Annotated in this window: 25 protein-coding genes, 2 tRNA genes and 2 pseudogenes; 11 read left to right on the top strand and 18 right to left on the bottom strand. The window is 63.4% G+C overall.

Features of this window, described 5'->3' with window-relative positions:
• The first annotated feature begins 22 nt into the window (after positions 1 to 22).
• Positions 23 to 706 carry a response regulator gene (locus ACE3OK_RS02325; protein ID WP_374247925.1) on the top strand — a complete coding sequence of 228 codons (684 nt, stop codon included), beginning with the start codon at positions 23 to 25 and terminating at the stop codon, positions 704 to 706.
• Here ACE3OK_RS02325 and pgi read toward each other — a convergent pair.
• The 6 genes from pgi to pcnB all read right to left on the bottom strand — a co-directional run bounded on the left by pgi (position 695) and on the right by pcnB (position 6,251).
• Positions 695 to 2,206: a glucose-6-phosphate isomerase gene (gene pgi, locus ACE3OK_RS02320; protein ID WP_374248280.1), complete on the bottom strand. Its 1,512-nt coding sequence runs from the start codon at positions 2,204 to 2,206 to the stop codon at positions 695 to 697. The two genes, ACE3OK_RS02325 and pgi, sit on opposite strands and share 12 nt — an antisense overlap.
• Positions 2,203 to 2,583, bottom strand: a complete 381-nt coding sequence (panD, locus tag ACE3OK_RS02315; RefSeq protein WP_374247924.1) for an aspartate 1-decarboxylase — start codon at positions 2,581 to 2,583, stop codon at positions 2,203 to 2,205. The genes pgi and panD overlap by 4 nt, the downstream gene beginning before the upstream one ends.
• 91 nt (positions 2,584 to 2,674) lie before the next feature.
• On the bottom strand, positions 2,675 to 3,529 hold the full coding sequence (panC, locus tag ACE3OK_RS02310) for a pantoate--beta-alanine ligase (protein ID WP_374247923.1): 855 nt from the start codon (positions 3,527 to 3,529) through the stop codon (positions 2,675 to 2,677).
• Entirely contained in the window at positions 3,526 to 4,341 is an 816-nt protein-coding gene (gene panB / locus ACE3OK_RS02305; protein WP_374247922.1) for a 3-methyl-2-oxobutanoate hydroxymethyltransferase, read from the bottom strand. The genes panC and panB overlap by 4 nt, the downstream gene beginning before the upstream one ends.
• 63 nt (positions 4,342 to 4,404) lie before the next feature.
• Positions 4,405 to 4,905 (bottom strand): 2-amino-4-hydroxy-6-hydroxymethyldihydropteridine diphosphokinase, encoded by a 501-nt coding sequence (folK, locus tag ACE3OK_RS02300; protein WP_374247921.1) that lies wholly within the window; start codon positions 4,903 to 4,905, stop codon positions 4,405 to 4,407.
• Entirely contained in the window at positions 4,902 to 6,251 is a 1,350-nt protein-coding gene (gene pcnB / locus ACE3OK_RS02295; RefSeq protein ID WP_374247920.1) for a polynucleotide adenylyltransferase PcnB, read from the bottom strand. The genes folK and pcnB overlap by 4 nt, the downstream gene beginning before the upstream one ends.
• Positions 6,252 to 6,375: 124 nt before the next feature.
• Here pcnB and ACE3OK_RS02290 point away from each other — a divergent pair.
• Positions 6,376 to 6,451, top strand: a tRNA-Glu gene (locus ACE3OK_RS02290).
• A gap of 124 nt (positions 6,452 to 6,575) precedes the next feature.
• Positions 6,576 to 6,899, top strand: a complete 324-nt coding sequence (fdxA, locus tag ACE3OK_RS02285; RefSeq protein WP_374247919.1) for a ferredoxin FdxA — start codon at positions 6,576 to 6,578, stop codon at positions 6,897 to 6,899.
• A 91-nt stretch (positions 6,900 to 6,990) separates the two neighbouring features.
• Here fdxA and ACE3OK_RS02280 read toward each other — a convergent pair whose 3' ends face one another.
• From ACE3OK_RS02280 to rsmD, 3 genes are read right to left on the bottom strand one after another with little or no spacing between them, the layout of a single operon-like run.
• On the bottom strand, positions 6,991 to 7,479 hold the full coding sequence (locus tag ACE3OK_RS02280) for a hypothetical protein (RefSeq protein WP_374247918.1): 489 nt from the start codon (positions 7,477 to 7,479) through the stop codon (positions 6,991 to 6,993).
• 60 nt (positions 7,480 to 7,539) lie between these two features.
• Positions 7,540 to 8,040 (bottom strand): pantetheine-phosphate adenylyltransferase, encoded by a 501-nt coding sequence (coaD, locus tag ACE3OK_RS02275; RefSeq protein WP_374247917.1) that lies wholly within the window; start codon positions 8,038 to 8,040, stop codon positions 7,540 to 7,542.
• Positions 8,037 to 8,660, bottom strand: coding sequence for a 16S rRNA (guanine(966)-N(2))-methyltransferase RsmD (gene rsmD, locus ACE3OK_RS02270; RefSeq protein ID WP_374247916.1), 624 nt, complete (start codon positions 8,658 to 8,660; stop codon positions 8,037 to 8,039). Before rsmD ends, coaD begins: the two co-directional genes overlap by 4 nt.
• A 60-nt stretch (positions 8,661 to 8,720) precedes the next feature.
• Here rsmD and ftsY point away from each other — a divergent pair, with 60 nt between their 5' ends.
• The 4 genes from ftsY to ACE3OK_RS02250 are packed head-to-tail and all read left to right on the top strand — an operon-like array spanning position 8,721 to position 12,395.
• Positions 8,721 to 9,824 carry a signal recognition particle-docking protein FtsY gene (ftsY, locus tag ACE3OK_RS02265; protein ID WP_374247915.1) on the top strand — a complete coding sequence of 368 codons (1,104 nt, stop codon included), beginning with the start codon at positions 8,721 to 8,723 and terminating at the stop codon, positions 9,822 to 9,824.
• A complete protein-coding gene (locus tag ACE3OK_RS02260) occupies positions 9,821 to 11,086 on the top strand; it encodes a hypothetical protein (RefSeq protein WP_374247914.1) in 1,266 nt (421 codons plus the stop codon). The genes ftsY and ACE3OK_RS02260 overlap by 4 nt, the downstream gene beginning before the upstream one ends.
• Entirely contained in the window at positions 11,083 to 12,129 is a 1,047-nt protein-coding gene (gene mutY / locus ACE3OK_RS02255; protein ID WP_374247913.1) for an A/G-specific adenine glycosylase, read from the top strand. The genes ACE3OK_RS02260 and mutY overlap by 4 nt, the downstream gene beginning before the upstream one ends.
• Complete coding sequence (locus ACE3OK_RS02250; RefSeq protein WP_374247912.1) at positions 12,126 to 12,395, top strand: oxidative damage protection protein; 270 nt, start codon at positions 12,126 to 12,128, stop codon at positions 12,393 to 12,395. The genes mutY and ACE3OK_RS02250 overlap by 4 nt, the downstream gene beginning before the upstream one ends.
• Here ACE3OK_RS02250 and ACE3OK_RS02245 read toward each other — a convergent pair.
• On the bottom strand, positions 12,377 to 12,823 hold the full coding sequence (locus ACE3OK_RS02245) for a DUF6491 family protein (protein WP_374247911.1): 447 nt from the start codon (positions 12,821 to 12,823) through the stop codon (positions 12,377 to 12,379). The genes ACE3OK_RS02250 and ACE3OK_RS02245 overlap by 19 nt on opposite strands.
• A gap of 181 nt (positions 12,824 to 13,004) precedes the next feature.
• On the opposite strand from ACE3OK_RS02245, the gene ACE3OK_RS02240 reads away from it, so the two are divergent.
• Together ACE3OK_RS02240 and ACE3OK_RS02235 are read left to right on the top strand one after the other, a co-directional pair.
• A tRNA-Ala gene (locus ACE3OK_RS02240) sits at positions 13,005 to 13,080 on the top strand.
• Positions 13,081 to 13,472: 392 nt separating this feature from the next.
• Positions 13,473 to 13,915, top strand: a pseudogene (locus ACE3OK_RS02235) (transposase); the annotation flags it as partial.
• On the opposite strand, the pseudogene ACE3OK_RS02230 reads toward ACE3OK_RS02235, so the two are convergent.
• The 8 genes and pseudogenes from ACE3OK_RS02230 to ACE3OK_RS02195 all read right to left on the bottom strand — a co-directional run.
• Positions 13,909 to 13,998 (bottom strand): annotated as a pseudogene (locus ACE3OK_RS02230) (chromate transporter); the annotation flags it as partial. The pseudogenes ACE3OK_RS02235 and ACE3OK_RS02230 sit on opposite strands and share 7 nt — an antisense overlap.
• A gap of 98 nt (positions 13,999 to 14,096) precedes the next feature.
• Complete coding sequence (locus ACE3OK_RS02225; RefSeq protein ID WP_374247910.1) at positions 14,097 to 16,463, bottom strand: DEAD/DEAH box helicase family protein; 2,367 nt, start codon at positions 16,461 to 16,463, stop codon at positions 14,097 to 14,099.
• Positions 16,463 to 17,020 carry a hypothetical protein gene (locus ACE3OK_RS02220; RefSeq protein ID WP_374247909.1) on the bottom strand — a complete coding sequence of 186 codons (558 nt, stop codon included), beginning with the start codon at positions 17,018 to 17,020 and terminating at the stop codon, positions 16,463 to 16,465. The genes ACE3OK_RS02225 and ACE3OK_RS02220 overlap by 1 nt, the downstream gene beginning before the upstream one ends.
• Positions 17,021 to 17,025: 5 nt before the next feature.
• Positions 17,026 to 18,096, bottom strand: coding sequence for a virulence RhuM family protein (locus ACE3OK_RS02215; RefSeq protein WP_374247908.1), 1,071 nt, complete (start codon positions 18,094 to 18,096; stop codon positions 17,026 to 17,028).
• A gap of 3 nt (positions 18,097 to 18,099) precedes the next feature.
• A complete protein-coding gene (locus ACE3OK_RS02210; protein ID WP_374247907.1) occupies positions 18,100 to 19,371 on the bottom strand; it encodes a restriction endonuclease subunit S in 1,272 nt (423 codons plus the stop codon).
• Entirely contained in the window at positions 19,364 to 20,998 is a 1,635-nt protein-coding gene (locus ACE3OK_RS02205) for a class I SAM-dependent DNA methyltransferase (RefSeq protein WP_374247906.1), read from the bottom strand. The genes ACE3OK_RS02210 and ACE3OK_RS02205 overlap by 8 nt, the downstream gene beginning before the upstream one ends.
• Positions 20,992 to 24,132: a type I restriction endonuclease subunit R gene (locus ACE3OK_RS02200; RefSeq protein WP_374247905.1), complete on the bottom strand. Its 3,141-nt coding sequence runs from the start codon at positions 24,130 to 24,132 to the stop codon at positions 20,992 to 20,994. Before ACE3OK_RS02200 ends, ACE3OK_RS02205 begins: the two co-directional genes overlap by 7 nt.
• A 14-nt stretch (positions 24,133 to 24,146) precedes the next feature.
• On the bottom strand, positions 24,147 to 24,356 hold the full coding sequence (locus ACE3OK_RS02195; protein WP_374247904.1) for a helix-turn-helix domain-containing protein: 210 nt from the start codon (positions 24,354 to 24,356) through the stop codon (positions 24,147 to 24,149).
• A 181-nt stretch (positions 24,357 to 24,537) separates the two neighbouring features.
• Here ACE3OK_RS02195 and ACE3OK_RS02190 point away from each other — a divergent pair, with 181 nt between their 5' ends.
• Both ACE3OK_RS02190 and ACE3OK_RS02185 read left to right on the top strand, forming a co-directional pair.
• The gene (locus tag ACE3OK_RS02190; RefSeq protein ID WP_374247903.1) at positions 24,538 to 24,741 is read left to right on the top strand and encodes a hypothetical protein; all 204 of its coding nucleotides are present in this window, start codon (positions 24,538 to 24,540) and stop codon (positions 24,739 to 24,741) included.
• Positions 24,742 to 24,826: 85 nt separating this feature from the next.
• On the top strand, positions 24,827 to 25,234 hold the full coding sequence (locus ACE3OK_RS02185; protein WP_374247902.1) for a DUF3489 domain-containing protein: 408 nt from the start codon (positions 24,827 to 24,829) through the stop codon (positions 25,232 to 25,234).
• The last annotated feature ends 557 nt before the right edge of the window (positions 25,235 to 25,791 follow it).

Below are 25,791 nucleotides of genomic sequence, written 5' to 3'. Positions count from 1 at the left end.
ACAAAGACCGGAGGCCCCTGCGATGAACCACGCCCCTGCCGCGCCTTGCGTGCTGCTGGTCGAAGACGACCCGGTCAGCGCCGGCTTCCTTGTCGATGCGCTGACGGCGCTGCCGGTGCGTGCCGTGCTGGCCGGCAGCGTGGCCGACGCCATCGCGCTGGCGAGCCGCCACCCCTTCGACCTGCTGCTGCTGGACGCCAACCTGCCCGACGGCAGCGGCATGGTGCTGCTGCAACGCCTGCGCCAACACGGGCTGCATGCGGTGGCGCTGGCGCATACCGCCGACACCGACCCCGGCCTGCACGCGGCATTGCGGGAAGCCGGCTTTCTGGACGTGCTGCCCAAGCCATTGACCGTTGCCCGGTTGCACGCCGCATTGCGCAAGCACCTGCCCACCCACTCCGTGCCCGCCTGGGACGATGCCGCCGCACTGGCGGCACTGGGTGGCCAGGCCGCGCACGTGCAGGCACTGCGCGAGATGTTCCTGGCCGACTTGCCGCAGCAACAGGCGCGCATCCTTGCCGCGTCGCAACGGGGCGACGCTGCCGGCGTGCGCGCCGAGTTGCACAAGCTGGTGGCCAGTTGCGGCTTCGTCGGCGCGCTGGCGCTGCGTTCGGCCGTGCAGCAGATGCAGGCGAGCCCGCTGGACCCGGCGTGCATGCAGGCGGTGGCGGCCGCCATCACCGCATTGCATTCAAGCGCCTGAGCGCAACTCCGCCAGCACCGCCCGGGTCACCGGATCGTCGGCCTCGCGCTCGCCTTGCAGGGCCGGCAGCAGGCGGTTGGCCACCTGCTTGCCCAGTTCCACGCCGAACTGGTCGAAGGCATTGATGCCCCACAACACCGATTGCAGGAACACGCTGTGTTCGTACAACGCGATCAACATGCCCAGCGTCTGCGGGGTCAACGCCTCCAGCAGCAGCAAGGTGCTGGGACGCCCGCCGGGGTAGCGGCGATGCGGGTCGTCGCTGTTCTGGCCATTGGCCAGTGCTTCGGTCTGTGCCAGCAGGTTGGCCAGCAGCGCAGCGTGGTTGGCAGCAAACGGGTGGTCGGCCTGCACCACGCCGATGAAATCGGCCGGCACCACCTGCGTGCCCTGGTGCAGGGCCTGGAAGAAACTGTGCTGGGTGTCGGTGCCGGCACCGCCCCACCATACCGGCACGGTTTCCACCTGCACGTCGCTGCCATCCAGCCGCACCCGCTTGCCCAGGCTTTCCATCACCAGTTGTTGCAGGTAATTGGGCAGCAGCTTCAACCGGTCGTCATACGGCAGCACCGCCTGGGTGGCGGCGTGCAGGCCGTTGCGGTTCCACACGGCGGTGAGGGCGTGCCAGACCGCGATGTTCTGCCGCAGCGGCGCGTGCAGGGCATGTGCATCGATGGCGGCGGCACCTTCCAGCAACTGCTCGAAGCAGTCCATGCCCAGCGCCAGCGCGATCGGAAAGCCCACCGCCGACCACAGCGAATAACGCCCGCCCACCCAATCCCACATCGGCAGGGTGCGTTCCGGCGGAATCCCGAAATCGGCCACCCGTTGCGCGTTGGTGCTGACGGCGTACAGGCGGCTGTCATCGCCCAGCCAGTCACGCACGATCTGGCCGTTGAGCAAGGTTTCCTGGGTGCCGAAGGTCTTGGAAATGACGACCCCGGCGGTCTTCTTCGGGTCCAGCCCGGCCAGCACGCGGCGCGCGGCATTGCCATCGACATTGGAAATGAAGTGCACGCGGAAACGCGCATCCGGCGTGGCCAGCGCGTCCACCACCAGGCGCGGGCCCAGGTCGGAGCCGCCGATGCCGACGCTGACGATGTCGGTGACGTCGGTGGCCGCCAGCGCCTCGATCAACTCGCGCATCCGCAGCTGCGCCGCCATCGCCTGCGCGCGCGCCGCCAGCACGAAGGCCGACGCCGTGGCCTCGCCGCGCAAGGCGCTGTGCAGGGCTGCACGGCCTTCGGTGGGATTGACGGTGTCACCGCCCAGTTGGCGCTGCATCGCGCCGGCCAGATCGGCACGGGCTGCGATATCGAACAAGGCATCCAGCGCCACGCGGTCATAGCGCTGGCGGGCGAAGTTGGCATACAGCGGGCCGCAGCGCAGGGCGAAGTCCTGCGCGCGCGCCGGGTCGGCCTGGATCAGGGTGGCCAGTGATTGGCCGGCCAGTCGTTGCGCATGCGCAGCCAGACCCACCAGCCAGTCGCGCATGGTCAGGCCGCCTGCTTGGGCATCGAATGGTTGGTATGGGTCAGGCGGTTGTCGCGGTCCACGTACACGCAGGTGGGCTTGTGCGCCTTGGCTTCTTCGGCATCGCACTGCACGTAGGCGCAGATGATGACCAGATCGCCCACCCGCGACTTGTGCGCGGCTGCGCCGTTCACCGAGATCACGCCACTGCCCTCCTCGCCGCGGATGGCATAGGTGGAATAGCGCTCGCCACTGGTCACGTCGTAGATGTGGATCTGCTCGTATTCACGGATGCCGGCGATGTCCAGCAAGCGACCGTCGATGGCGCAGGAACCTTCGTAATGCAGTTCGGCATGGGTGACGGTGGCGCGGTGGATCTTGCCCTTGAGCAGGGTGAGTTGCATGGCGGCGGCTCCGGTGGAACGGCAGGACAGGACGGCGGAATTCGCAGTATAGGGCGCGGATGGCGCACTGCAACATTCGCCAGGAATCAAATCATCCGGGCAATTCGAACTCAAGGTTGTCGATCAGCCGCGTACGGCCCAGCCGTGCCGCGATCAAGGCAACCTGCGGGCCGGCTTCGCCGTCGCCCGGCGCACTGAAATCGGGGCGCCGCAGCACCGCGTAATCCGGCACGAACCCGGCGGCGCGCAAGGCCGCATCGGCACCGGCTTCCACCTGTGCGCGCGCCTGCCCGCGCTGCGCGGCATCCCGCATCGCCAGCAACACCCGATGGATGGTGGCGGCCACGGCGCGCTCGGGGGCCGACAGGTACTGGTTGCGCGAGCTCATTGCCAGCCCGTCGTCCTCGCGCACGATGTCGCCCGCCAGGATCTCCAGCGGCATGTGCAGGTCCACCACCAACTGCCGGATCACCGCCAGTTGCTGGAAATCCTTCTTGCCGAATGCGGCCACGTCGGGTTGCACCTGGTTGAACAGGCGCGTCACCACGGTGCACACGCCGTCGAAATGGCCGGGGCGGCAGGCGCCTTCCAGCACCGCGCTGACGCCGGGCACGTGCACGTTGGAGGCCAGCTCGACGCCGAACGGATACATCGCCTCCACTTCCGGCAGCCACAGCACGTCGCAACCGGCCGCTTCCAGCCCGCTGGTATCGGCCTCGGGTGTGCGCGGGTAGCGGGTGAAATCCTCGTTCGGCCCGAACTGGGTGGGGTTGACGAACACGCTGGACACCACCTTGTCGGCGTGCTGCCGCGCCAGCGTCACCAGCGAATAGTGGCCGGCGTGCAGGTTGCCCATCGTCGGCACGAAGCCCACGCGCAGGCCGTCGCGGCGCCAGAGGCGGATCCGCTCGCGCAATGCGGCCAGCTGGGTGATGGTTTCGATCATGCGTAGCTGTGCTCCGTGGTCGGGAACGCGCCGCTGCGTACCGCCTCGGCGTAGGCACGCACCGCACCGGCGATGGAGCCGCCCTCGACGAGGAAATCCTTGACGAACTTCGGCTTGCGGTGGCCGGTGTCGATGCCCAGCAGGTCGTGCAGCACCAGCACCTGGCCGTCGCAACCGGGGCCCGCACCGATCCCGATGGTGGGAACCGGGCTGGCGGCGGTGATCTCGGCGGCCAGCGCCGCAGGCACGCCTTCCAGCACCAGCAGCGCGGCACCGGCCTCGGCCACCGCCAGCGCCTCGGCACGCAGGCGTTCGGCGGCGGAGAGCCCGCGTCCCTGTACCTTGAAGCCGCCCATCCGCAGCACCGATTGCGGGGTCAGGCCCAGATGCGCACAGACCGGGATTTCGCGCTCGACCAGGAAGCGGATGATCTCGAGCTTGTGGCCGGCACCTTCCAGCTTGACCATCGCCGCGCCCGCCTGGATGAAGCGCACGGCGGCGGCAAATGCCTGCTCCGGCGTGCCATCGCTGCCGAACGGGAAGTCGGCGATCTTCAGCGGATGCTGCGCGCAGCGCGCCACCGCAGCGGTGTGGTAGACGATGTCGTCCACCCGTACCGGCAAGGTGGAATCGTGCCCCTGCACCACCATGCCCAGCGAATCGCCGACCAGGATCAGGTCGATGCCGGCGGCATCCAGCACCCGCGCGAAACTGGCGTCGTAGCAGGTCAGCATCACCAGCTTGCGGCCTTCGGCGCGCGCCTGTGCCAATTGCGGCACGCTCCAGGACTTGGTTTCCGCGTGGACGCTCATCGGCGCTTCCATCAATGGCAATCGCGCATTATTGCGCAGAAAGCGGGTGGCGACCGCGTGGCATCACGCCAGCGCCACCACGCCACGCACATCCACGCCACGCAAGGCATCGGCCACCGTGCCGTGCCCGGGGAACGGCACCTCGGCCGCCACCTCGGCCAGCGGCACCAGCGCAAACGCGCGCGCATGCAGGTGCGGGTGCGGCACCTGCAGGCCAACCTCGTCGATCACCTGCTCGCCATACAGCAGCAGGTCCAGATCCAGCAGCCGCGGGCCCCACCGCACCGCAGCGGCATCGCTGCGGTCGCGGCCGGCATGGCGTTCGATGTCCAGCAACTGCGCCAGCAACGCCAACGGCGGCAGATGGGTGTGCAGGCGCACGGCGGCATTGATGAAATCCGGCTGGTCGGTGCAGCCCCAGGCCGGGGTGCGATACAGCCGGGATGCCGCCAGCACCCGGCATTCCGGCACGGCGTGCAACGCCTGGATGGCATCGCGCACGGCCTGCGCGGCATCCCCCAGATTGGCCCCCAGCCCGATGCAGGCCGTGGCCCCGGTGGTCACGCCGGAGCACCCGCAGGGGCACGACGGCGGCGGCGACGCTTGCGGGGGGCCGATCCATCGCCCTCGCCCGCCTCGCCTTCCGCCGCCTGCAATTCACCGGCGGCCAGCACGGCTGCGGGTTCAAGCTGGACATCTCGCCAGAACGACACATCGTCTGCGTGGGCATCCGATGCGGACAAGCGCAGGGCGAGGAAATCGAACGCGGCCCGGAAGCGGGGATGCGCCAGCAGGCGCAGCACCCGCTTGCGCTGGCGCTGGGTGAAGCGCGGCTGCAACAGCCAGATTTCCTGCATCGGCAGTGAAAACCGGCGCGGCAATGCGGTGCGCCCGACCTGGTGCAAGGTCACGCGATCGGCGGCGCGGCGCTGCGCTTCCGCCGGATGCACGCCCTGCGCCTGCAGTTGCGCCAGTGCGCGGCAATAGGCCGGCCACAGCAGCACCGCGTACAGGAACGCCGGCGATACCGGCTCGTCGTTCGCCACCCGCGCATCGGTATTTTGCAAGCCCTGCAGCAGCATCCGCCGCAACGCACCGGACTTGTTGCTGGCCAGCGCCTGCGCGGTTTCCGGCAGCAAGGCCGGCAGCAGGCCCAGTTGCTCCAGCCATTCGAAACTGGCCGCCGCATGGCCGGACAGGAACAGCTTCAGGGTTTCTTCGAACAAGCGTGCCGGCGAGGCCTCGGCCAGCAGGTGTGCCAGCGCGGGAACCGGTGCCGCCGTGCCGGCTTCGATGGAGAAGCCCAGCTTGGCGGCCAGCCGCGCCGCGCGCAGCATCCGCACCGGGTCTTCGCGATAGCGGGTTTCGGGGTCGCCGATCAGGCGCAACACCCGCGCCTGCACGTCGGCATAGCCGCCGACGTAGTCGCGTACCGAGAAATCCTCGATCGCGTAATACAGCGCGTTGACCGTGAAGTCGCGGCGCACCGCGTCGTCTTCGATGCTGCCGTAGATGTTGTCGCGCAGCAGGCGGCCGCCGTCGTCGGTCTGGCGGTCGCCATCGTCGTCGCCGCCATTGGCGCGAAACGTCGCCACTTCGATGATCTCGCGGCCGTAGACCACGTGCGCCAGCCGGAACCGGCGGCCGATCAACCGGCAATTGCGGAACAGCACCTTGACCTGCTCGGGCGTGGCGTCGGTGGCCACGTCGAAGTCCTTGGGTGCGCCGCCCACCAGCAGATCGCGCACCGCGCCACCCACCAGGTATGCGGCGAACCCCCCTTCGCGCAACCGGTACAACACACGCAGGGCGTTCTGGCTCATCTGGCGGCGGGACAGGCCGTGCACATCGCGTGGAACGCTGCGAAGCTCGGGGATGACGAGGGCGGACGTTGGTATGGGATCGATCATGCGCTGCCGGATGGATACGAATTGGTCGGGCGTTGCCAGCGGCAAGCCCGGCCTTCTATACTAGCAAGCTCAGCGCTTGACCCGGCAAACCGGGACGGCCGTCCAGCCGCAAGCCGCAACTCATGCTCCCTTCGTCTAGAGGCCCAGGACGTGGCCCTCTCAAGGCTAAAACACGGGTTCGAATCCCGTAGGGAGCGCCAAACAGGAACCCCCGCGTCTTGGCGCGGGGGTTTTTTGTGGGCCGCGGCCCGCTGCCGGTTTCAAGCAAGCCACCGCACGCGCTAAACTTGACGGCTGTAGAAACCGCTGCACGGATCACGCCCCATGCCCTTCGTCGTCACCGAAAACTGCATCAAGTGCAAGCACACCGACTGCGTCGAGGTGTGCCCGGTGGACTGCTTCCACGAAGGTCCGAACTTCCTCGTCATCGACCCCGACGAGTGCATCGACTGCACCCTGTGCGAGCCGGAATGCCCGGTGGGCGCGATCTTCCCCGAGGAAGACGTGCCGGCGGGCCAGGAAGTCTTCATCGGCCTCAATGCCGAGCTGGCCAAGCAGTGGCCGGTGCTCACCACCCGCAAGGACCCGCCGGCCGACCACGCCGAATGGGACGGCAAGCCCGGCAAGCTGCCCCTGCTGCAGCGCTGAAACCACGGCGTGCGGGCGCCGCACGCGCCCGGTCTGGATGTTGTGCGCCGCCGAGCGCCTGCCCGCGACGCGGGCAGGCGCTCGGCAGGCCTTACTTGGCTTCCTCGAAGATGTAGTTCACGCCCGCCGGCTCCACCGCCGCCTTGACGCGCTCGCCCAGGATCGGGGTGCCGATGAAGACCACCTTGACGCCCTTCATGGTGCCCGCCGGCACCTGCTTGAACGCCGCTTCGATCATTTCGGTTTCCTTGTCGGGTGCCGGCGAGGCGAACGCCAGCAGGTTGCCCTCGACGATCCCGCGGCTCAGGTCCTGTTGCAATTTTTCCAGCAGGCGCTGGTATTGGGCGTCGAAATCCGGAACGTCCGGCTTCGGCAGGAAATACACGTACGGCTGGTTGGTCAAACCGGCCAGGTGCGGCGTCAACTTGTAAACCACGTACGGCTGCCAATCCTTCTGCTCGCCACTGGTCGGCAGCGGGACGGCGGCCACGGCCTCGGTCTTGGCGGCATCCTCCTTCTTGCAGGCGGTGAACGGCAAAGCGAGACAGGCAACGACGAGCAGGCGGGACAACGTGTTCATGGGCTTTTCCCCGGGCATGGCTGTGGCGATGGATACAACGTCAGTGTGCGGCGGGCGGGCTCATTTCACCCCGCCCCGCCATTGCACTTCAAGCGCCGCCGCGACCGCAGCGGGCACGAAGCCGGACACGTCGCCGCCCAGCCGCGAGATCTCGCGCACCAGCGACGACGAAATGAAACCGTATTGCTCGGCCGGGGTCAGGAACAGCGTCTCGACCTCGGGGATCAGGTGGCGGTTCATGCTCGCCATCTGGAATTCGTATTCGAAATCCGACACCGCGCGCAGGCCGCGCAGCAGCACGCCGGCGCCGATGTCGCGCACGAAATGCGCCAGCAGCGAATCGAAGCCGCGCACCTCCACGTTGGCGTGGTGCGCCAGCGCCTGCTGCGCCAATCGCACCCGCAACTCCAGCGGCAGCGCCGGCCCCTTGCCGGGGCTGGCGGCCACCCCGACCACCAGCGTCTCGAACAGCGGCGCGGCCCGGCTCACCAGATCCAGGTGTCCGTTGGTGATCGGGTCGAAGGTACCGGGATAAACCGCGGTGCGCGTTGCCACGCTCATGTCGATGCCGTGCCGCCCAGTTGCAGGGAAACGGGGAGTGTAACGCGGCGATACAAGGCATAGCGCACGTCGCGGGTCTGGTTTTCGCGATGCAGTACCCAATCCGCGGGCATGTCCGGGCGTTGCCCGGCGGGGCTTTCGAGATACAGCCACGCCGCTTCGGCCATCTTCGCAGGCAACAACGCCAGTACCGCCGGCCACAGCCCGTCCGCGAACGGCGGATCGACGAAGGCGATGTCGTAGCGCGCCGCCGCCTGCGCCCGCAGGAACGCCAGTGCATCGCCGGCCTGCACCGCCACCCGGTCCTGCCCGTGCAGGCGGGCCACCGTGTCCTGCAAGCCGCGGGCAAGGCCGGGGTCGGCTTCCACCAACTGCACCTGCGCAGCACCGCGCGATGCCGCCTCCAGCCCCAGCGCGCCGCTGCCGGCGAACAGATCCAGCACCCGCGCGCCCGGCAGTGCCGGCACCAGCCAGTTGAACAGGGTTTCACGCACGCGGTCGGAGGTGGGCCGCAAGCCCGGACGGGCGGGCACCGGCAGGCGCGTGCCGCGCCATTGACCGCCGATGATGCGGACGCTGCCGGGGGTGTTGCGCGAAGGGGTTCCGCGGGTTTTGTTCATCGGTCGATGCAGGGGGCGAGTGCTACCATGCCGGCCATTTTCCGACATTCCCACGGCAACATGCTCAGCTGGTTCCGCCGCAAGCCAACCGACCCGCAAACGCCCCCGCCGCAACCGGCCCGGCCCGATGCGCCTGCGGTGGCGGCAGCCGACCAGGCCGACAACGCGCCACCGGCAGCCGCAGCCCTTGCCGAACCACCGGCATCGGCGGCGACGGCGGCAGTGGAACCCGCAGCAGCAGCAGCCGGCAAGCCGGGCTGGCGGCAGCGCATCGGCAGCATCCTGACCCGCGACATCGCGGAGCTGTTCGGGCGCAACCCCATTCTCGACGATGCCCTGCTGGACGACATCGAGACCGCCCTGCTCACCGCCGATGTCGGCGTCACCGCCAGCACCCAGCTGGTCGAGAACCTGCGCAAGCGGATGAAGGCGCGCGAGTTCGCCGATGCCCGGGCGCTGCTGGCGGCATTGCGCGGCGAGTTGCTGGCGCTGCTGCGCCCGGTCGCGGTGCCGCTGCACATCGACGCATCGAAGAAGCCCTTCGTGCTGCTGACCATCGGCGTCAACGGCGTCGGCAAGACCACCACGATTGGCAAATTGGCGCGCCGCTACAAGGACGAGGGCCGCAGCCTGATGCTGGCCGCGGGCGACACTTTCCGCGCCGCCGCCGTCGCGCAGTTGCAGGCCTGGGGCGAGCGCAACGGCGTCGCCGTGGTGGCGCAGGGCCAGAACGCCGACGCCGCCTCGGTGGCGTTCGACGCGCTGCAAGCGGCGCGTGCGCGCGGCACCGAGGTCCTGATTGCCGACACCGCCGGCCGCCTGCACACCCAGGGCGGGCTGATGGATGAGTTGGCGAAGGTGGCGCGCGTGCTGCGCAAACTCGATGCCGAAGCGCCCCACGAGGTGCTGATGGTGATCGACGGCACCACCGGCCAGAACGCGATCAACCAGGTCCGCAAGTTCAACGAGAAGATCCCGGTCACCGGGCTGGTGGTCACCAAGCTGGACGGCACCGCCAAGGGTGGCGTGGTGTTCGCATTGGCACGCGAATTCGGCATCCCGATCCGCTATGCCGGCATCGGCGAGCGCCCGGAAGACCTGCGCGTGTTCGACGCCGAGGCCTTCGTCGATGCGCTGCTGCCCGAAACGCTGGGCAACGGATGACCGTCGCCGCCGCACCCCGCCCGCGCTTGCTGCGGCGGCTGCGACGGCTGCTGCTTCTGGCCATTGCCGCCCTGCTGGCGATCTGGCTGCTGCAACCACGAAACGCCGGCCGCCTGCTGCTGTGGCAGGCGGGCAAGGCGCTGGGCCTGGACATCACCGCGCAATCCATCGATTACCGCCTGCGCGGCACCCCGCAACTGGCGCTGCGCAACCTGGTGGTACAGCGCCCCGGCGACGCCACGCCGCTGCTGCGCGCGAACGGGATGTTGGTGTCACTGCCCTGGCGCACGCTGCGCAGCCTGGGGGATGACCTCACCCTGCAGCGCATCCTGCTGGATGCGCCGGTTCTGGATCTGCCAGCGTTGCAGCGCTGGCAGGCCTCGCGGCCACCCTCGGCAACCCGCATCCCCACCCTGGTGCACGGCCTGCGCGTGCTCGATGGCCGCGTCGACAACGTCGACTGGCACATCGACCGGCTGACCATCGCCATCCCCGCCCTGCATCCCCGGCAGCGCTTGCGCATGCGCGTGCAAGGCCGTTACCTGGCCGCGCCGCTGGCGATCCCGGTGACATTGGCGATCAGTATCGTCACCCCGCAGCGCTTGCTGGACGGGCAATCGGCGGGGGTTGCCGGCATCGGCACGATGACCTTGCAGGACGCGGGCTGGCAGGTTCCGATGCAGGTATTCGTCGCCGGCCCACTGCGCATCGGCAACGGCTCGGCGCGGCTGCAACCGGCCCGGCTGGGCATCGCCGGGCAATACCGGAATGCGTCCACCCGCCTGCCTTTCCAGCTGGGCCTGCACGGGCCGATGGCTTTCGACGGTGCCGGATGGCGGTGCGCGCCGGCCACCGTGGTGCTGGCGGGAGACGGCTTGATCCCGCAGGCACGGGCGCGCGGCAGCGTCACCCTTGGGCAAACCCTGCAGCTGCAACTGGACGGCCACCTGGCGCACTGGCCGCAGGGCTGGCCGGCACTGCCCGCGCCACTTGCGACATCGGCTTCGCCCCTGCCGTTTTCGCTGCGCTACCAAGGCGCGCCGGCATTCACCGATGCCGCCACCCTGTCCCTGCGCCGCGACACCACCCTGTTCGACGCACGGTTCCGCCTGCCCGAACTGCAAGCCTGGCTGAATGCCGGTGGCACCGGCTCGCCGCTGCCACCGATGACCGGCACGCTGACCACGCCACGCATCGAGCTGGACGGGGTGACGTTGGACGGCGTGCAGATCCAGCTGGACGAACCGCCGCAACCACGATGAACGCCAGCGTGGATTTCACACACCGCCTGCTGACGTGGTTCGACCGCCACGGTCGCCACGACCTGCCCTGGCAGCATCCACGCACGCCCTATCGCGTGTGGCTGAGCGAAATCATGCTGCAGCAGACCCAGGTGGGCGTGGTGGCGGGCTACTTCAGCCGCTTCGTCGATGCACTGCCCGACCTGCCGGCACTGGCGCACGCGCCGCAAGACCAAGTGCTGGCGCTGTGGTCAGGCCTTGGTTACTACGCCCGCGCCCGCAATCTGCACGCCGCGGCGAAGCTGTGCATGGAACGCCACGGCGGCGACTTGCCGCGCGACATCGATGCCCTCATCGCGCTGCCCGGCATCGGCCGCAGCACGGCCGGCGCGATCCTGTCGCAGGCCTGGGGCGACGCCGCCCCGATCCTCGACGGCAACGTCAAGCGCGTGCTGTGCCGGGTGTTCGGCATCGACGGCTGGCCGGGTACTCCAGCCATCGAAAAACGGCTGTGGGCATTGGCTGCAACTCTGTTGCCGCAGGCGCGGCTGGCCGACTGGACGCAGGCGCAGATGGATGTCGGTGCCACCTTGTGCACGCGCGCCAACCCCGCCTGCGCACGCTGCCCCGTGCAGGATGTTTGCGTGGCAAGGATCGCAGGCCGCACCGCCGAGCTGCCCACCCCCAAGCCCGGCAAGCCACGCCCGCAACGCCAGGCGCACATGGTGCTGGCGATGGATGCCACCGGCCGCGTGCTGCTGCAACGCCGCCCCCCCAGCGGCATCTGGGCGGCGCTGTGGTCGCTGCCGGAATTCGATGACCAGACGACTGCCCAGCAGTGGGTGGCGCGCCAGCTCGACAGCGGCGACGCCCGCGCCCTGCCCGTCCTCATCCACGATTTCAGCCACTTCCGCCTGCATATCCATCCGCACCTGATCGTCGTCAACGGCCTGCGCACGGGCATCGGCGATAATGCCGCCCTGTGCTGGGCCGGACGCAGCGAACTCGCCGGCCTCGGCCTGCCCGCCCCCATCCGAAAACTGCTTCAGGAGCACATCCCATGACGCGCAAGCTGCACTGCGTGGTGGACGACATCGACACCGACGGCCTGGATTTCCCACCTTGGCCCGGTGCCATCGGCAAGCGCGTGTTCGACACCGTGGGCAAACCGGCCTGGCAACGCTGGTTGGCCCACCAGACCATGTTGATCAACGAGAACCGTATCTCGCCGTTGAACCCCGAACACCGTGCCTTCCTGGAAGCACAGATGGTGAAATACCTGTTCGAAGGCGGTGCCGACAAGCCGCCGGGTTACGTGCCGGAAGCCTGAGCCGGTGCCTGTGCCCGCGCGCGCAGGGCGTCCTCGCCGGCCCGGATCGCCTTCATGTCCAGCGGCCGGATCTCACGGATCATGCACCCCATCTGCAGCCCGGGCACCATGATCTTGTCGAAGGTCGACAAGGTCATCCCGTTGAAGCTGGACACCGCCATGAACGGCGAGCCGTTGCTCCACGCCAGGCACGGCCCGGCCAGCGTCAGCAGCCACGACTCGCGCGGCCGCATCTGCAACACCAGATGCTGGTCATCCACCCGGTCCCAGCCGATGGGGTCGTAATAGCGCACCTGCTTCACCGGCGCGCCGGCGTGGCTTTGGTACAAGGCCAGCTTGTCGCTGTCGCTGATCCGGGTACTGGCACACGCCGACAACCCCAGCACGGCCAGCGCGGACACCAGGGCAGATCGCATGAACGCGTTCATGGCACACCTCCGTTGGGCGGGATGCCGCCATCATCCCTCCGCACGGCAGAACGCCCGCTTACTCACCCGCAAGCGACGTGCCCGCACCCTCGCGAGAACCGCGATGAACCGCCCTCCCCCCGTGCAAAGGCAACGGCTTGGCAGCACCCCGCAACCCCCGTATAATTGCGCTTCCCTTCGTGGGGCCATAGCTCAGCTGGGAGAGCGCGTCGTTCGCAATGACGAGGTCGGGAGTTCGATCCTCCCTGGCTCCACCAATTTTCCAAGCAAATACAGCGTCTTACGTGTTGCAGCGTAAGGCGCTGTGTTGTTTTGCGGGGCACTGTCCGGCCTGTTGCGTGTGGCGGATGTGTGGCAGGCCAGACCCCCTCTGTTCCGCAAACGGAATCGAGCCGGTGCGATGCACCCCCCGAGGGTCGCACCTGTCCATGCCGCGGAAGCGTTGCTTCAAGTGTTGCAACGGGCCCTGGCAGGTTCGATGCCCCCCATCCCCGGCAAGCACCTGCTCTGGGGCGGACTCGGCACCCCTGGGAACCAGGGCCGGCCAGGATGCCGGCCACGCCACGACGCCGGCAAGTCCACGCACTGGACCGACCAGCCTTTCGTAGACATCCGGGCGCCATAATCCATGGCAACGACCGAGGTGTTTATGAGCAGCAACAAGCAGTACACGGATGAGTTCCGTTCCGAGGCGGTGAGGCAGGTGATCGAGCGCGGCTTCACGGTGGTGGACGTCGCCTCCCGCATCGGGATCCCCAAGCACACGCTGTATGGCTGGGTGCAAGCGGCCAGGAAGACGGCACTGGCGTCCGGTGCCGCCGCCGCGCCGAGTGACTCGGCCGAGATCCGCCGGCTCAAGGCCGAGCTGCGACGGGTGACCGAGGAGCGCGACATCCTAAAAAAAGCCGCCGCGTACTTTGCCAAGGGGTAAAGGCGAAGTACGCGTTCATGCGCGCGCACGTCCGCGAGTTCCGCCTGGTAGCGATGTGTCGAGTGTTGGGCGTGCACCGCAGCGGCTACTACGCGTGGCTGCGCCAAGGCGCCAGTGCCCGCGAGCGGGAGGATCAGCGTCTTCTGGGGCTGATCAGCCACTTGCGCCGCGTCACGAACTCGTCCCGGAAGTACCCCAAGTGGGCAATCGGGCCACCGAAGGAGGTCAGGCCCAGGCGGCGGATGGTTGCCGCCTGAAAAACAGGCTGTCTGGATTAGATCGCACTTCTGCGGGTTGCTGCGGGCCTGGCGAAAGTCCAGACAGTATCTGGAGAATTCACACTTACTCAGCATTGCCATCAGCGCCGACCCTGTACCCCATCGCCCGGTAGCCCCGCTGTCGTTTGTCCCACATTCGCAGCAGTGCCGGGTGACCGGTGTCGACAAAGTCGATGATCCGCACGTCGGTCTTGCTGGCGTGCTCCCGGTGCAGGCGCCCTGCATATTGTTGCAGCGTGCCTTTCCAAGAGACTGGCATGGCCAGCATCAGCGTATCGAGCGGCGGGTGATCGAAGCCTTCGCCAACCAGTTTGCCTGTCGAAAGAAGAACGCGCGGCGCATCGGGCGGCAGGGCATCAAGATCAGCAACCAGCCCCGCTCGCTGTTTCCTGGACATTCGACCGTGCAACACAAAAGGCGCAGGCTCCAATCCATCAAGGGCGGCTTTGATGGCATGGAGATGTTCTGTACGTTCAGTCAGAACCAGCACCTTGCGTCCCTGCCCGATGGCATCACGCACCTCGGCGGCAATGGCTTCCGTTCGGGTCTGGTCATTGGCGAGATGCCGAAATACATCCTGGATGCCTGCATCGGTCGGCAGGTCGATCCGTGTGAAGCGCGAACGCGGCAGCACTTCGAGATCGTGCGGTGCACCGGCTGGCTTGGCCGCCGTGTAGCGAATTGGCCCGCACTGCATGAAGATGATGGGCTGCTGACCGTCACGGCGGACGGGCGTTGCCGTCAGGCCCAACACGTACTTGGCCTTGGTCCGCTTCAGAATGGCATCGAACGACACCGCGCCAACGTGGTGACACTCGTCCACGATCACATGTCCGTAGTTCTCGACCAGCGGGTTGACCTCACCTTGGCGGGAGACGGACTGCATGACGGCAATGTCGATCTTGCCGGTGGGTTTCGATTTGCCACCGCCGATGGTGCCGACCACACCTTTTCCTACACCCAGAAACGCCTGCAGACGCTCTTGCCATTGTTTGAGTAATTCGGTTCGATGCACCAGCACCAACGTGTTCACACCCCGGCGCGCGATCATCGCTGCTGCGGTCACGGTCTTGCCAAAGGCTGTCGGGGCGCACAGCACGCCGTTGTCGTGGCTCATCATTCCAGCAATGGCGGCCTCTTGGTCAAGACGCAAAGCGCCGACAAAAGAGACATCAACGGATTCACCTCCAAAGCGCTCGTCGCGCAGGTCACAGGCGATACCGTTGTCCCGCAGCAGATCCAGCGCGGCGTCGAGACAACCGCGAGGCAAGGCGATGTGTTGCGGAAAATTTTCTGCATTGCCGATGACACGGGGCTTGTCCCATACCGACATACGCATGGCTTGGGCCTTGTAGAACTCGGGGTTCTGGAAGGCAGCCAGGCGGATCAGGCGATTGGCCAGTGCCTGCGGCAGCTGGGATTTCTCGAAGTAAATCAGGTTAGCCAGCGTCACGGTCAACGACTTCGGCATTAGCCCAGCCAGTTTCTTGGGCGATGTGTTCTCACGCTTCCAGGGTGTGGCCAAGTCTTCATCATCGATGAAGGTGACGTCCAACGGATGGACGCCGCCCATGGCGCGCAAAATGGTCGGCTCGATGTCGTGTGCGGCCATGGGCTGAATCGAAGCAAGAAAACTCCATTGATCGGGATATGGGCGCAGATCGGCATCAACGAAAACACTGCAACCACTCTCACGTGGCCATTTCTGCAACGGCAAGGCGATCAGATTGCCGAAACCACCCTTGGGCATCGTGTCCTGATTCGGGAACAGCCGGTCGTAGGATTCCAGCTTCAATTGCCGGGTGCGCGAGCAGGTATGGCTGATGATGGCGGTGCCAAGACGCCGGGCATCACGTGCAGAAACACGGTTGCCGAAAAACACCCATGCGTGCGCGCCATTTCCGGACCGAGATATCTCCAGTTCCGCCGGAACACCCAGTTCCTCGCATGACTGGATGAAGGATCGCGCGTCGTCGCGCCATTCGGCCTCGTCGAAATCGACAGCCAGAAAATAGCAGGTGTCATCCTCCAGCAGCGGATAGACGCCGACCGTGTGCTCGCCAGCCAGATGATCGTAGATCACCGCATCGGACAGTGGAATCAGCAGACGATTGCTGCAATCGCCGCATTTGATGCGCGGTTTTTCACAAACACCGGTGCGCCATTCATTGGCGCAGGCTGGAGCATAGCCGGATTTGCCGGTTGATTTGCTCTCCCAGCGAATCGGGTAAACATCCGTGCGCCCGCGAAACAGTCGCCGGAAGAGTGCCACTTTCTCAGCGGTGGACAGCCGAGACGGTTCCGGCTCTTGAGCCATAACTGCCACTGGCTGTGGCAACCGCCACTCAATGCCGTGGGTTTCGAGCAGTGCAACCAAGCGAGCATTTTCGGAGCGCAGACCTTCGAGCCCTAGGGCCTGATCGGCATCCATCATGCCTGTCCGGCCAACCCGGCTTCCGACCAAAAATGTTCGAAATCACCGCCCACACCCCATCCGACGTTCTGCCCAAGCTGACGCACACGGTCGAGTCTTGCCAAGAGTCCCGCTTGCTGCGCCTTGGGTAAGGCCAGCACGTATTTCAGCGCCTGTTCGAACATCCGCACCAGCGCGTCGTAAAAGCCTTCATCGTCCATGCCGCAACCGGCCAGAAAATCGAACACTTCCTCACAATAGAACACCGTCAGTTCCGCCAAGCCCTCGGGCTGGCCCAGCGCCTTCTTGTAGTCGCTGATGGCTTTTTTGGCCTTGGCCACCGACTGCGGCTTGCGGTAGTCCGGCGGATTGATCCATTGCGTGATCACATCCTTGTACGGCTCCAGCGGGTCATCGCCCAGCCCGAAGCGAGCATGCAGGAAGGCCTTGTTGTCTTTGCTGGCTGCGTACAGGTCTTGCACCAACCCCAGCAGGCCAGCGCGGTCAAAATCGGCCAACTTGGTTTTGACGTCGCTCCAACTGGGATTGGCTTTGGATGGTTTCTTCGTGGCCATGCGCATCAGCCCTCATCCGTGCCGGCCTTGGCGCCGGATTCAATCTGTTTCAGCAGCCGGTCGAAGTCGCTTTCAAACAACCGGTCCTGCACGATGCGGTATTTTTCAAATTCGCTTTCGGCGTGGGCCTTGGCGATTTCCGTCGTGACTTTGCCTGCGTCCTGCAACACCTCGCGGTCGGTGGCCTCGATAAACCGGTTCAGGCGAGTTTCCCAGTCCTGCATCGTCATGGGAATCTTGCGCTGCGCCATGTCCTCGGCCACGTCCAGATAGGCGTTGACCAGGCGGGAGAGTTGCGCCATTTCGGGCTCGGTCAGGTAATTCTTGGCCACCTCCACATCGAACTTCTGGATCTTGCCCAGCGGCGCATCCTTCCAGGTGGTCAGTCCCATATTGGGCTGGTCGGCATCGGCGCGGTGGTAAACCACTTCCGCCGCCGTCTGGCCGTGGATGGCCCAGTGCAGCTTGTTTTGCACCGTGGCGAAAAAACGCTTGGTGGCCTGCGCCGTCACGTCGTAATCCAACGCCGTGGCGTAGATGTCGGTGATCTTTTGGTAGAACTTGCGCTCCGACAGGCGAATCTCGCGGACGCGCTGTAGCTGCTCTTCGAAATACTGATCGGTGAGGACGGAGCCACCGGCCTGGATGCGCTCGTCATCCATCACATAGGCCTTGATGGTGAACTGCTCGATGATGCCCGTGGCCCACTTGCGGAAATGCACCGCACGCTCGGAGTTGACCTTGTAGCCCACCGCGATGATGGCGGGCAGGCTGTAGTGCTGGGTGTCGTAGGTCTTGCCGTCGGCGGCAGTTATTCGAAATTTTCGAATAACTGAAGTTTCCTCCAGCTCACTGTCGCTAAACACCTTCTTCAGGTGGTAGTTGATGGTCTGGGTTTCTACGTCGTAGAGGGTGCCCATCATCTTCTGCGTGACCCAGATGCTCTCGTCGGCATAAACCGCCTCGACGCCCCCCTGGCCGCTGGCGGCGACGAAGGTCAGGTATTCCGCCGCCGAGGAGCGGACGAGGGAGACCTCGGTTTTCTTGGGCGATTGGGGCGGTTTGCGTTGGGCCATGGTCTAGGCCACCGTCACTTGGCCGTTCATCAGCAGGGGCAAGAGCCAGTCGCGGAGTTGGGCTAGTTGCTGGTTTTCCTGCTCAAGTACATCCTGACGCTTGAAGATAGATTCAACCGAGCCAGTGAACTGCTCTACAACACTCGACTTTGGCAAAACAATTTTGACGGTCTTCAACACCCCGGCCGACACCTCCTTGAAGGTCGATCCTGATGCATATTGGGTGATCGTTTTCAATGACCCCTTGACCGTGTAATAGATGAAAGCTGTTGAAAACCCTTTGACCGGAATAAATGACTTAAAACCTTGATTCGTAGTCAACTCAGTCCGCGCAATGGCCATATATCCGATGGGTGCACGAGAGCTCAGCAATACCGTTCCCGCGGGTAATTTTTTCAACGAGGCATCTTTGATACCCTCGTCTGATACGTCTTGCGTGCCACGGGTAATGAACTTGTTTCCTTGATTGCCGGAGAGGTCGTAAGGAGTGATCCAAGGAGTTCCCTCCGAGGTGAAATTGCTCGGGCTCTCGGTGCTCGGAGTACTGCCACCAACAATCCGGCCTAAATCATCCAAGGTACCATCCGCCCACCCCTCCGGAATCTCCCGCTTCAGCGTGGCGTTGTAGACCATCTTGCCGCCCGAGGATTTGTAGGGCTTGCCGTTGGCATTGGGGAAGTCGAACTGCACGAACCAATAGTCGTAGAGCGTCTTGGCCATCGCCTCCAGCTCGGCGTTGATGCGGTTGTTGCAGTCGATTTTCTGACTCAATAGAAATAGCAAATCTCCCGCTTTGACTTGATCATCGTAATCGGGAAGTAGCAAATCTAAGTACGAAAATATTTCTTCATTCAGACTTGCTCGTAACGTCAACACCGCATTGTTTGTCATCGTTTTCCTGAACAGGGGACTTCTCAGGTAAAACGCCATGAACTTAGGGTATGTGACTCTCTCTTTGATTGGCCGTAGTCGTTTCAAGAACCCGCTGTATGTAGCTCTCGGGTAATTTTTTAAGGCAACTGAACTCATGCCAAGCTCATCAATCACCTCACTTGTACGAGTCAAAAAAATATCGCCTTCATTTATCGAATATTTGTTCTGTTCGCGCTCGGATGTATCCATCCGATCGGTAAGGATTCTTGGCAAAAAGTAGTTGTTAAATACAGTTGAAAACGACAAGAACGGAGCGCCATGACCTGCCTGCTCTGGCTTCGATGAAATACCTGAGGCCATTGCATACAGATCTGCAAACTTATAGTGGATCAGTTCACTCATAGCGCAACCCCGCTAACTGCTTTTTGATCTCCTGTTCCAGCCCCGACGATTCCTTGAACAGCGCATCCAGCCGGTCGGTAAACCCTTCCAGCTTCTCGGCAAACTGCGCGGGTGTCAGATCGCTGTATTCAATCTTCACCTCGAAATACTGCCCGGCACTAAAGCTGTAATTCTTGGCGGCGATGTCAGCGTAACTGACCACCACCGAGAAATCCTCCACCGCCTGCTTGGCATTGAAGGTGGCGATGATGCGGTCTTCTTCTTCCGTTGAAAGCAGGGTCTTCTGGTTCTTGCCGTCCTTGACCTTGATGCCCAGATTGGAGGCGTCGATCAGGACTACGTCGGCTTTGTTGGCCGCGTCGATGAACAGGATGGAGACATTGGTGCCGGTGGTGGCGAAGATGTTGCTGGGCATGGAGACCACACCGGCCAGCATTTTGTTATCCACCAGATGCTGGCGGATGCCTTTGTCGATGCCGCTTTGCGCGGTGATAAAGCCGGTGGGCACCACCACCGCTGCTTTGCCACCGGGTTTGAGCGAATAAATGATGTGCTGCAAAAAGAGCTGGTAGATAGCCATTTTGTCCACGGCCTGCTTCGGGATATTCGGCACCCCGGCAAAGAAGCGTTCCTGATGCTCTTTGGTATCCAGCTCGTTGCGGAAGTCGGAGAAATCCATCTTGAACGGTGGATTGCTGACGATGTAGTCGAACTTCTTCAGGGCCTTACCGTCCCGGTGATACGGGTGGAGCATGGTGTTGCCCTGGATGATGTTGGGGATGGAATGCACCAGATTGTTGAGGATCAGGTTCAGGCGCAGCAGGCTGGAGGATTTCTGCGAAATGTCTTGCGAGTAGATGCTGCAGCGCTGCTCGCCGATCGCGTGGGCGATGTTCATCAGCAGCGTGCCGGAACCGGCTGAGGGGTCGTAACAGCTGACGTTATTGACTTTGCCGCGCACACCTTCCGGCACCAGAATGGCGGCCATGATCTTGGCCACGGCGTGAGGGGTGTAGTACTCGGCGTATTTGCCGCCGCTGTCCTTGTTGTAGTCCTTAATCAGGTATTCAAACAGCGCGGCGTAGAAATCGTACTTTTCGTTGAAGATGCGCTCGAAGCTGAAATCGCCCAGCTTGTTGATGACGGCGCGGCAAAAGGCATCGCGCTTCGAGGGATCGGTGATGAATTCACTGACGCGATCAAACAGGGTGATCTTGGCGCCACCATCGGTCTTGACGGCGAAGATGTCGTTGTTGGTAATCGCAATGTCGCGCAGGGTGTCGTCGAACAGCTTGGCGAATTCCGGGGCATTCTGGCGGCCAAACAGGTGGGCGATGAAATGCTCGGGTTTCAGGCGGGCGGTGTCTGGCCCCATTTGCATTTGCAGCATATCTATGTCATCGGCGCTCATGGCCGCGATGGCGGCTTCCCAGCTCTCCGCCGTGGCGAGCTCTGGCCGGATTTTCTTGGCTTCGAAGGCGAACTTGTCGTTGAGGAATTTGTAGAGAAAAACCTGGGTGATGATCTTGAATTCGTTGCCATCGTTGCCCAAGCCATAGGCGGCACAAATGGCTTTGAGGCTGTCGATCAGTTCGCGAGTGCGTTGTTCGAATTGTTGCGTTACCAAGGGTGTGCTCCAGTGCCGTGCGCACCGCTCGTGCGGGCGCCAGCAGAAAATTCATTCATGTATTCGGCCACCACCAGTTGGTTGATGGTGCGGGTGGCATCGGGCGTGAGTTTGATGTACTGGCGGGTGTAGAACTCGCCGATGACGATGGGCTGCATCATCCGTTCAAAGTAGCTTTCATTGTTCAGCAGCTGGGTGTTTTGCAGCACCTGTTCGTCGGCCTGCGCTTTGACACCAACCAGCGCTTCGAACAATTTGCGCTCGGTTTGCGTACCTTCCGAGGTGAGTGGGCCGCGCTCCTGCAGGCGCTTGTGGATGCGGGTGTATTTGGCATCGCCCCGGTATTTTGCGCGCAGCTGGTTATTCTGGCGATTGAGTTCTTTGACCTTTTCGTGGATGGCATTCAGCGCGCCGATGTTGGCCGTCATTTCTTCCTGGCTGACTTCGCTGAGTTTCTTTTTCTTGAACAGGCGCTCCAGCTCTTCGCGCAGGGTGATGAATTTGGGGTCTTGCTGGTCGAAGTTATCGGCGAGGGCTTCGCGCGTCTGGCGCAGGGTGTTTTTCAGCTTGTCGGCCAGCACCAGTTCTTCTTCCCTGATCTTGGCGAATTTGAAGATCACCTCTTCCAGCGCGACATTTAGCAGCTGGCTGGTGTCGGTGGCCGATTCGATGGTTTCTTTCAGATTGAGCAGATCAAGATGGTTGCAGGTTTCGCGATAGAGCTGGCCCAGCTTGTGAAAATCCAGCTGCTGCAACTGCGCATAGTCGCCTTGCAGGCGGATCAGGTTGTAGAGGTTGCGCGCGTCGCCCAGCGCTTTTTTGAGCGCCAGCACTGTGGCACGATCCTGAATCTGGCTGAGCTGCTTCGAAAACTCTTCGGCGTTTTCGATATTGAAGCTGAACAGGATGTCCTTGATGGCTTCGATTTCCTGCGTGATCTCCTCACTGGATTTGAACAGGTTGGAGTAGTGCTCGATTTCGTCACCCAGCTCGGCTTGCAGCTCGTCGAAGTAGTCTTTGTTGGTTTTGTCGAACTCCTTGCGGATATCGGCAAAGTCCACCACGTAGCCGTAGCGAAAATCCTTGTAGGTGCGATTGACGCGGGTGAGCGCCTGCAAGAGGTTGTGCGCCTTGATGATGCGGCCGAGGTAGAGCTTTTTCAGGCGCTTGGCATCAAAGCCGGTGAGCAGCATGTTGTAGACAAACAAAAGGTCGATCTTGCCGACCTTGAAATCTTCCACCCAGTCTTTGCGCTCGTCTTTGCTGCCGACATCGTGCAGGATCAGCGCGGCGGTTTTGGCACGGTTTTCCAACAGCGTGCGCGCGGCGTAGCTGTCGGGCTGCGCAGCGGCGATCACGGCTGGCGCGGAGTCCTGCACGGCATAGACGGGCGTGGGCTGGGCGGCGTACACCGCCGTGAAGATGCGGAACATCTCGCGGGCCTGTTCGGCGCTGTCGCAGATCACCATGCCGCCGATGCTGGCGTCGCCCAGTGCGCTGCGGCTTTTCTCGAAATCGCGCACGATGTAATCGAGCATGGGCTCGACAAACTTCGGGTGCGAGTAGATGAGCTTGCGGTCGATATCGCCCTGCTGCAGTTTGACGGCGGCGAGAGCCTCTTGCAGCGAGAGCTTGTAGTTGGTGGCGATTTCTTCGCGGATCAGGCGCAGGGTGTAGCCGTCGGCAATGGAGGCGTTGTAGTAATACTTGTGGATGTAGTCGCCAAACAGGGCGCGCGAGTTGTAATCATCACCCAATAGCGGGGTGCCGGTGAGGCCGATCTTGATGGCGTTGCGGTCGGACTGGCTGAGATTGGCAAGAAAGCTGCCCTGCGGGTTGTAGCTGCGGTGCACCTCGTCCAGAAAATAGACGCGCTGGATGTTGAAGTCGTAATCCTCGGCGCGGACTACGTCCGGATCATCTTGAAACTTCTGGATATTGACTACGGTGATTTCAGGCTTGCCGCTGTGGTTGTGCAGCACCTGCGTGGTTTTGATGTCGCGGGCAAAGGCGTCGCGGCTGTCAATGGTGTGCACCACCAGCCCACGCCCGGCAAATTCCCGCTGCGCCTGTGTGGCCAGATCAAGCCGGTCGACGATGAAGTAGAACTTCGGAATGACGCCTTTGCGCTGGAAATAATCGGTGAGGAAGCGAGTGTTGTAGTAGGCCAGTGCGGTTTTGCCGCTGCCCTGGGTGTGCCAGATGATGCCTTTCTTGATTCCCGCGTCGAGTTTTTTCTCGATAGCCTTGGTGGCGAAAAGCTGCGGGTAGCGCATGACGTGTTTGTGCAGGCCGTCGCTTTCATTGACGTAGGCCAGCGCAAAGCGCAGCAAAAAAGCCAATCGGTCACGGCTGAACAGGGACGTGCAAATGCGGTTGGTGGGCGTATCGGGTGATTTGTTGGTCAGAAACTCAGGGCTGTGCTTGATGACGTTGAGGTTGTTGTCGCGCAGCACTTCATTTTCGAGTGCGTCATCTTCATCCGCCAGAAGCTGGGTGAGGTCCAGCGTTTCTTCTTCGCGGAAATAGTTGAAGACCGGCGAGTCATAGGATGGACTGGCGTAGAACGCGCCCTCGATAGGCTGCGGCGAGCCATCTTCGTACTCCATGTTGTTGGAGAAGACCATCAACTGCGTGATGTTGATGAAGCGCCGAAATTTTGGATTGCGGCTACGCGTGATGATGCGGTTGCGCTCGGCCAGTACGCCTTCGCGGTTGTTGGGCTTTTTGACCTCGATGAAGGCCAGTGGCATGCCGTTGATGAGCAGGGTGATGTCGGGCCGGAATTCGTCGTCACCGTTTTTGCAGGTGAGTTCCGTAACGACGTGGAAGCTGTTGTTATCAAAGTTTTCGAAGTCGATCAGCCGAATGCCCGAGCGCTCGGTGAGCCGGTCGTAAAACGCTTTACCGAGGTCTTCGTTGTCCAGTAGGAGTTTGACATCGGCCAGCAGGCGGGTGACGTCATCTGCGCTCAATTCAGGATTGATGCGTGCAATGGCCTCATTAAAAAGCACCGGGAAGATATTGGTGTCGATGTCCCAAACGGCATCCTTCAGGGACAGATAGCGGTAGCCCAGCCGCACCAGGTGCAGGATGCATGGGATTTTGACTCGAGAATCTTCGCTGAAAATCATCTGCCCCGTTCCCCTCATTGTTCGTTCTGCGTGGGGTGACTCGAACCCTCATCTGCGCCGCCCGCGCGCACCCAGTCATCCACCTCCGAAACCTGGAATTTCCACAGCCGCCCCACACGGTGTGCGGGCAAGCCCTTGCGCTCGATCCAGCGGTAGATCGAGTCACGCGTGACGCCCAGATGCTCGGCAATCTGGTCCACGGACACCCACGGTTCAGCGGTCATGGAAGCACTCCGGCAACAGGGGTTCGGATGGCATAAAGTCGGTTTCAGTCGCAAAGGGTGTAATTTATCAGCTTGCCGGGGGGTAGGCGAGCGCCCGATGCTCGGAGCATGGATCTTTTGCTTGGCTTCATGATCGTTCAGCGCGTGAATGGTGGCGTCATCAATCAACCCGGAGCCCGCCATGAGCACACGGCCCAACGCCCTCGACACCTACCTGCAACGCCTGCCGCTGATCCTCGACAAGATCGAAGCCCTGCGGCAACTGGCCGACGACCACTTCGGCCATGACCCGGACACCATCCACTGGGGCCACGTCGGTGATCTTGGCCGGGTGGATCAGGCGCTGGACGATCTGCTGGCGATCTTCGACAGCGAAGCCAAGTGAGGGGGCGACGATGGACACCCTACCCAAACTTTCCCCGGCCCAAAGACTGCTCCTGCGCGCTGCAACCCGCCGTGCCGATGGGCGCGTGATTCCGCCCAGCACCATGCGCGGTGGCGCACGGTTCAAAGTGCTGAATTCACTGTTACAGCGCGGCTGGATTGAGCCTGCTGACGGCGGACACGTGCTGACCGACGCAGGCTACGCGGCCATCGGCCAGCAGCGACCTGCACCGCCGGATGAAGTGCCAGTGGACAACATCGGTGATCTCCAACTTCTGGAGGGCATCCCAGTACGCCCAGGCACCAAGCTCGCGGCGCTGGTGATGACGCTTCGCCGCCCACAGGGCGCAACAGGCCTGCAACTGATGCTGGCCACCGGCTGGCAGCCGCACACCGTGCGTGGCGCGATTTCCGGGATGCTGCGCAAGAAGCTCGGCCTGAACGTGGTGCTGGCGCACAACGACAGCGGCGAGCGGGTGTATCGCGTGGTCTGATCTCCAAGGGCGTCCAAATTCTGGAGGCCCTTGCGCAACTTTCACGATGGCCGATTTGCTGGGTTTCGGCAGTAGGTCGCCTACAACCCCTCAGCAGCATTGAGTTTCCGCCCTTGGCCGTTTTTGTGTTCGGGGTGCAAACCTGCGAACCCGGTACGCACCCCGGTTCGCACCTTTCGTATTCTGTCCAATCCCGCTCACGCCAGCGCTGACGCAGCATTCAGCCAGCAGGCCCGCACCATCGGGTGCGAACCGCAAACCCTGCAAACCTTGTTTTCGGGTCGGACAGTGGCGCAATGCTGCGCTGTCGCCCCCCGTATAGGAATATCGCCAGGAAGGACCCCTTTCGCCTGGGCGGGACGATGGAGTCACGAAACGTGAGCCCATCCTGACGAGAGTGAGGTGAGCATTCCCAATGCTCACCCTCTCTTTAGGGAAGGTCTGAACAACACGCCGCGAATCTTCAATTCCTGGCCACAGAGCAGTTTTCAGCTTCGTTCACCGCGCTTACGCGCCGTTTCCGGCGCTGTTTGGCGGGTTTCCCCGCCTTACAGACG

This window comes from Thermomonas sp., assembly GCF_041905325.1.
In the GTDB taxonomy this organism is placed as follows: domain Bacteria; phylum Pseudomonadota; class Gammaproteobacteria; order Xanthomonadales; family Xanthomonadaceae; genus Thermomonas.
Note: the sequence above shows the minus strand (reverse complement) of the source record. Positions and strands in the feature narration are given on the sequence as shown.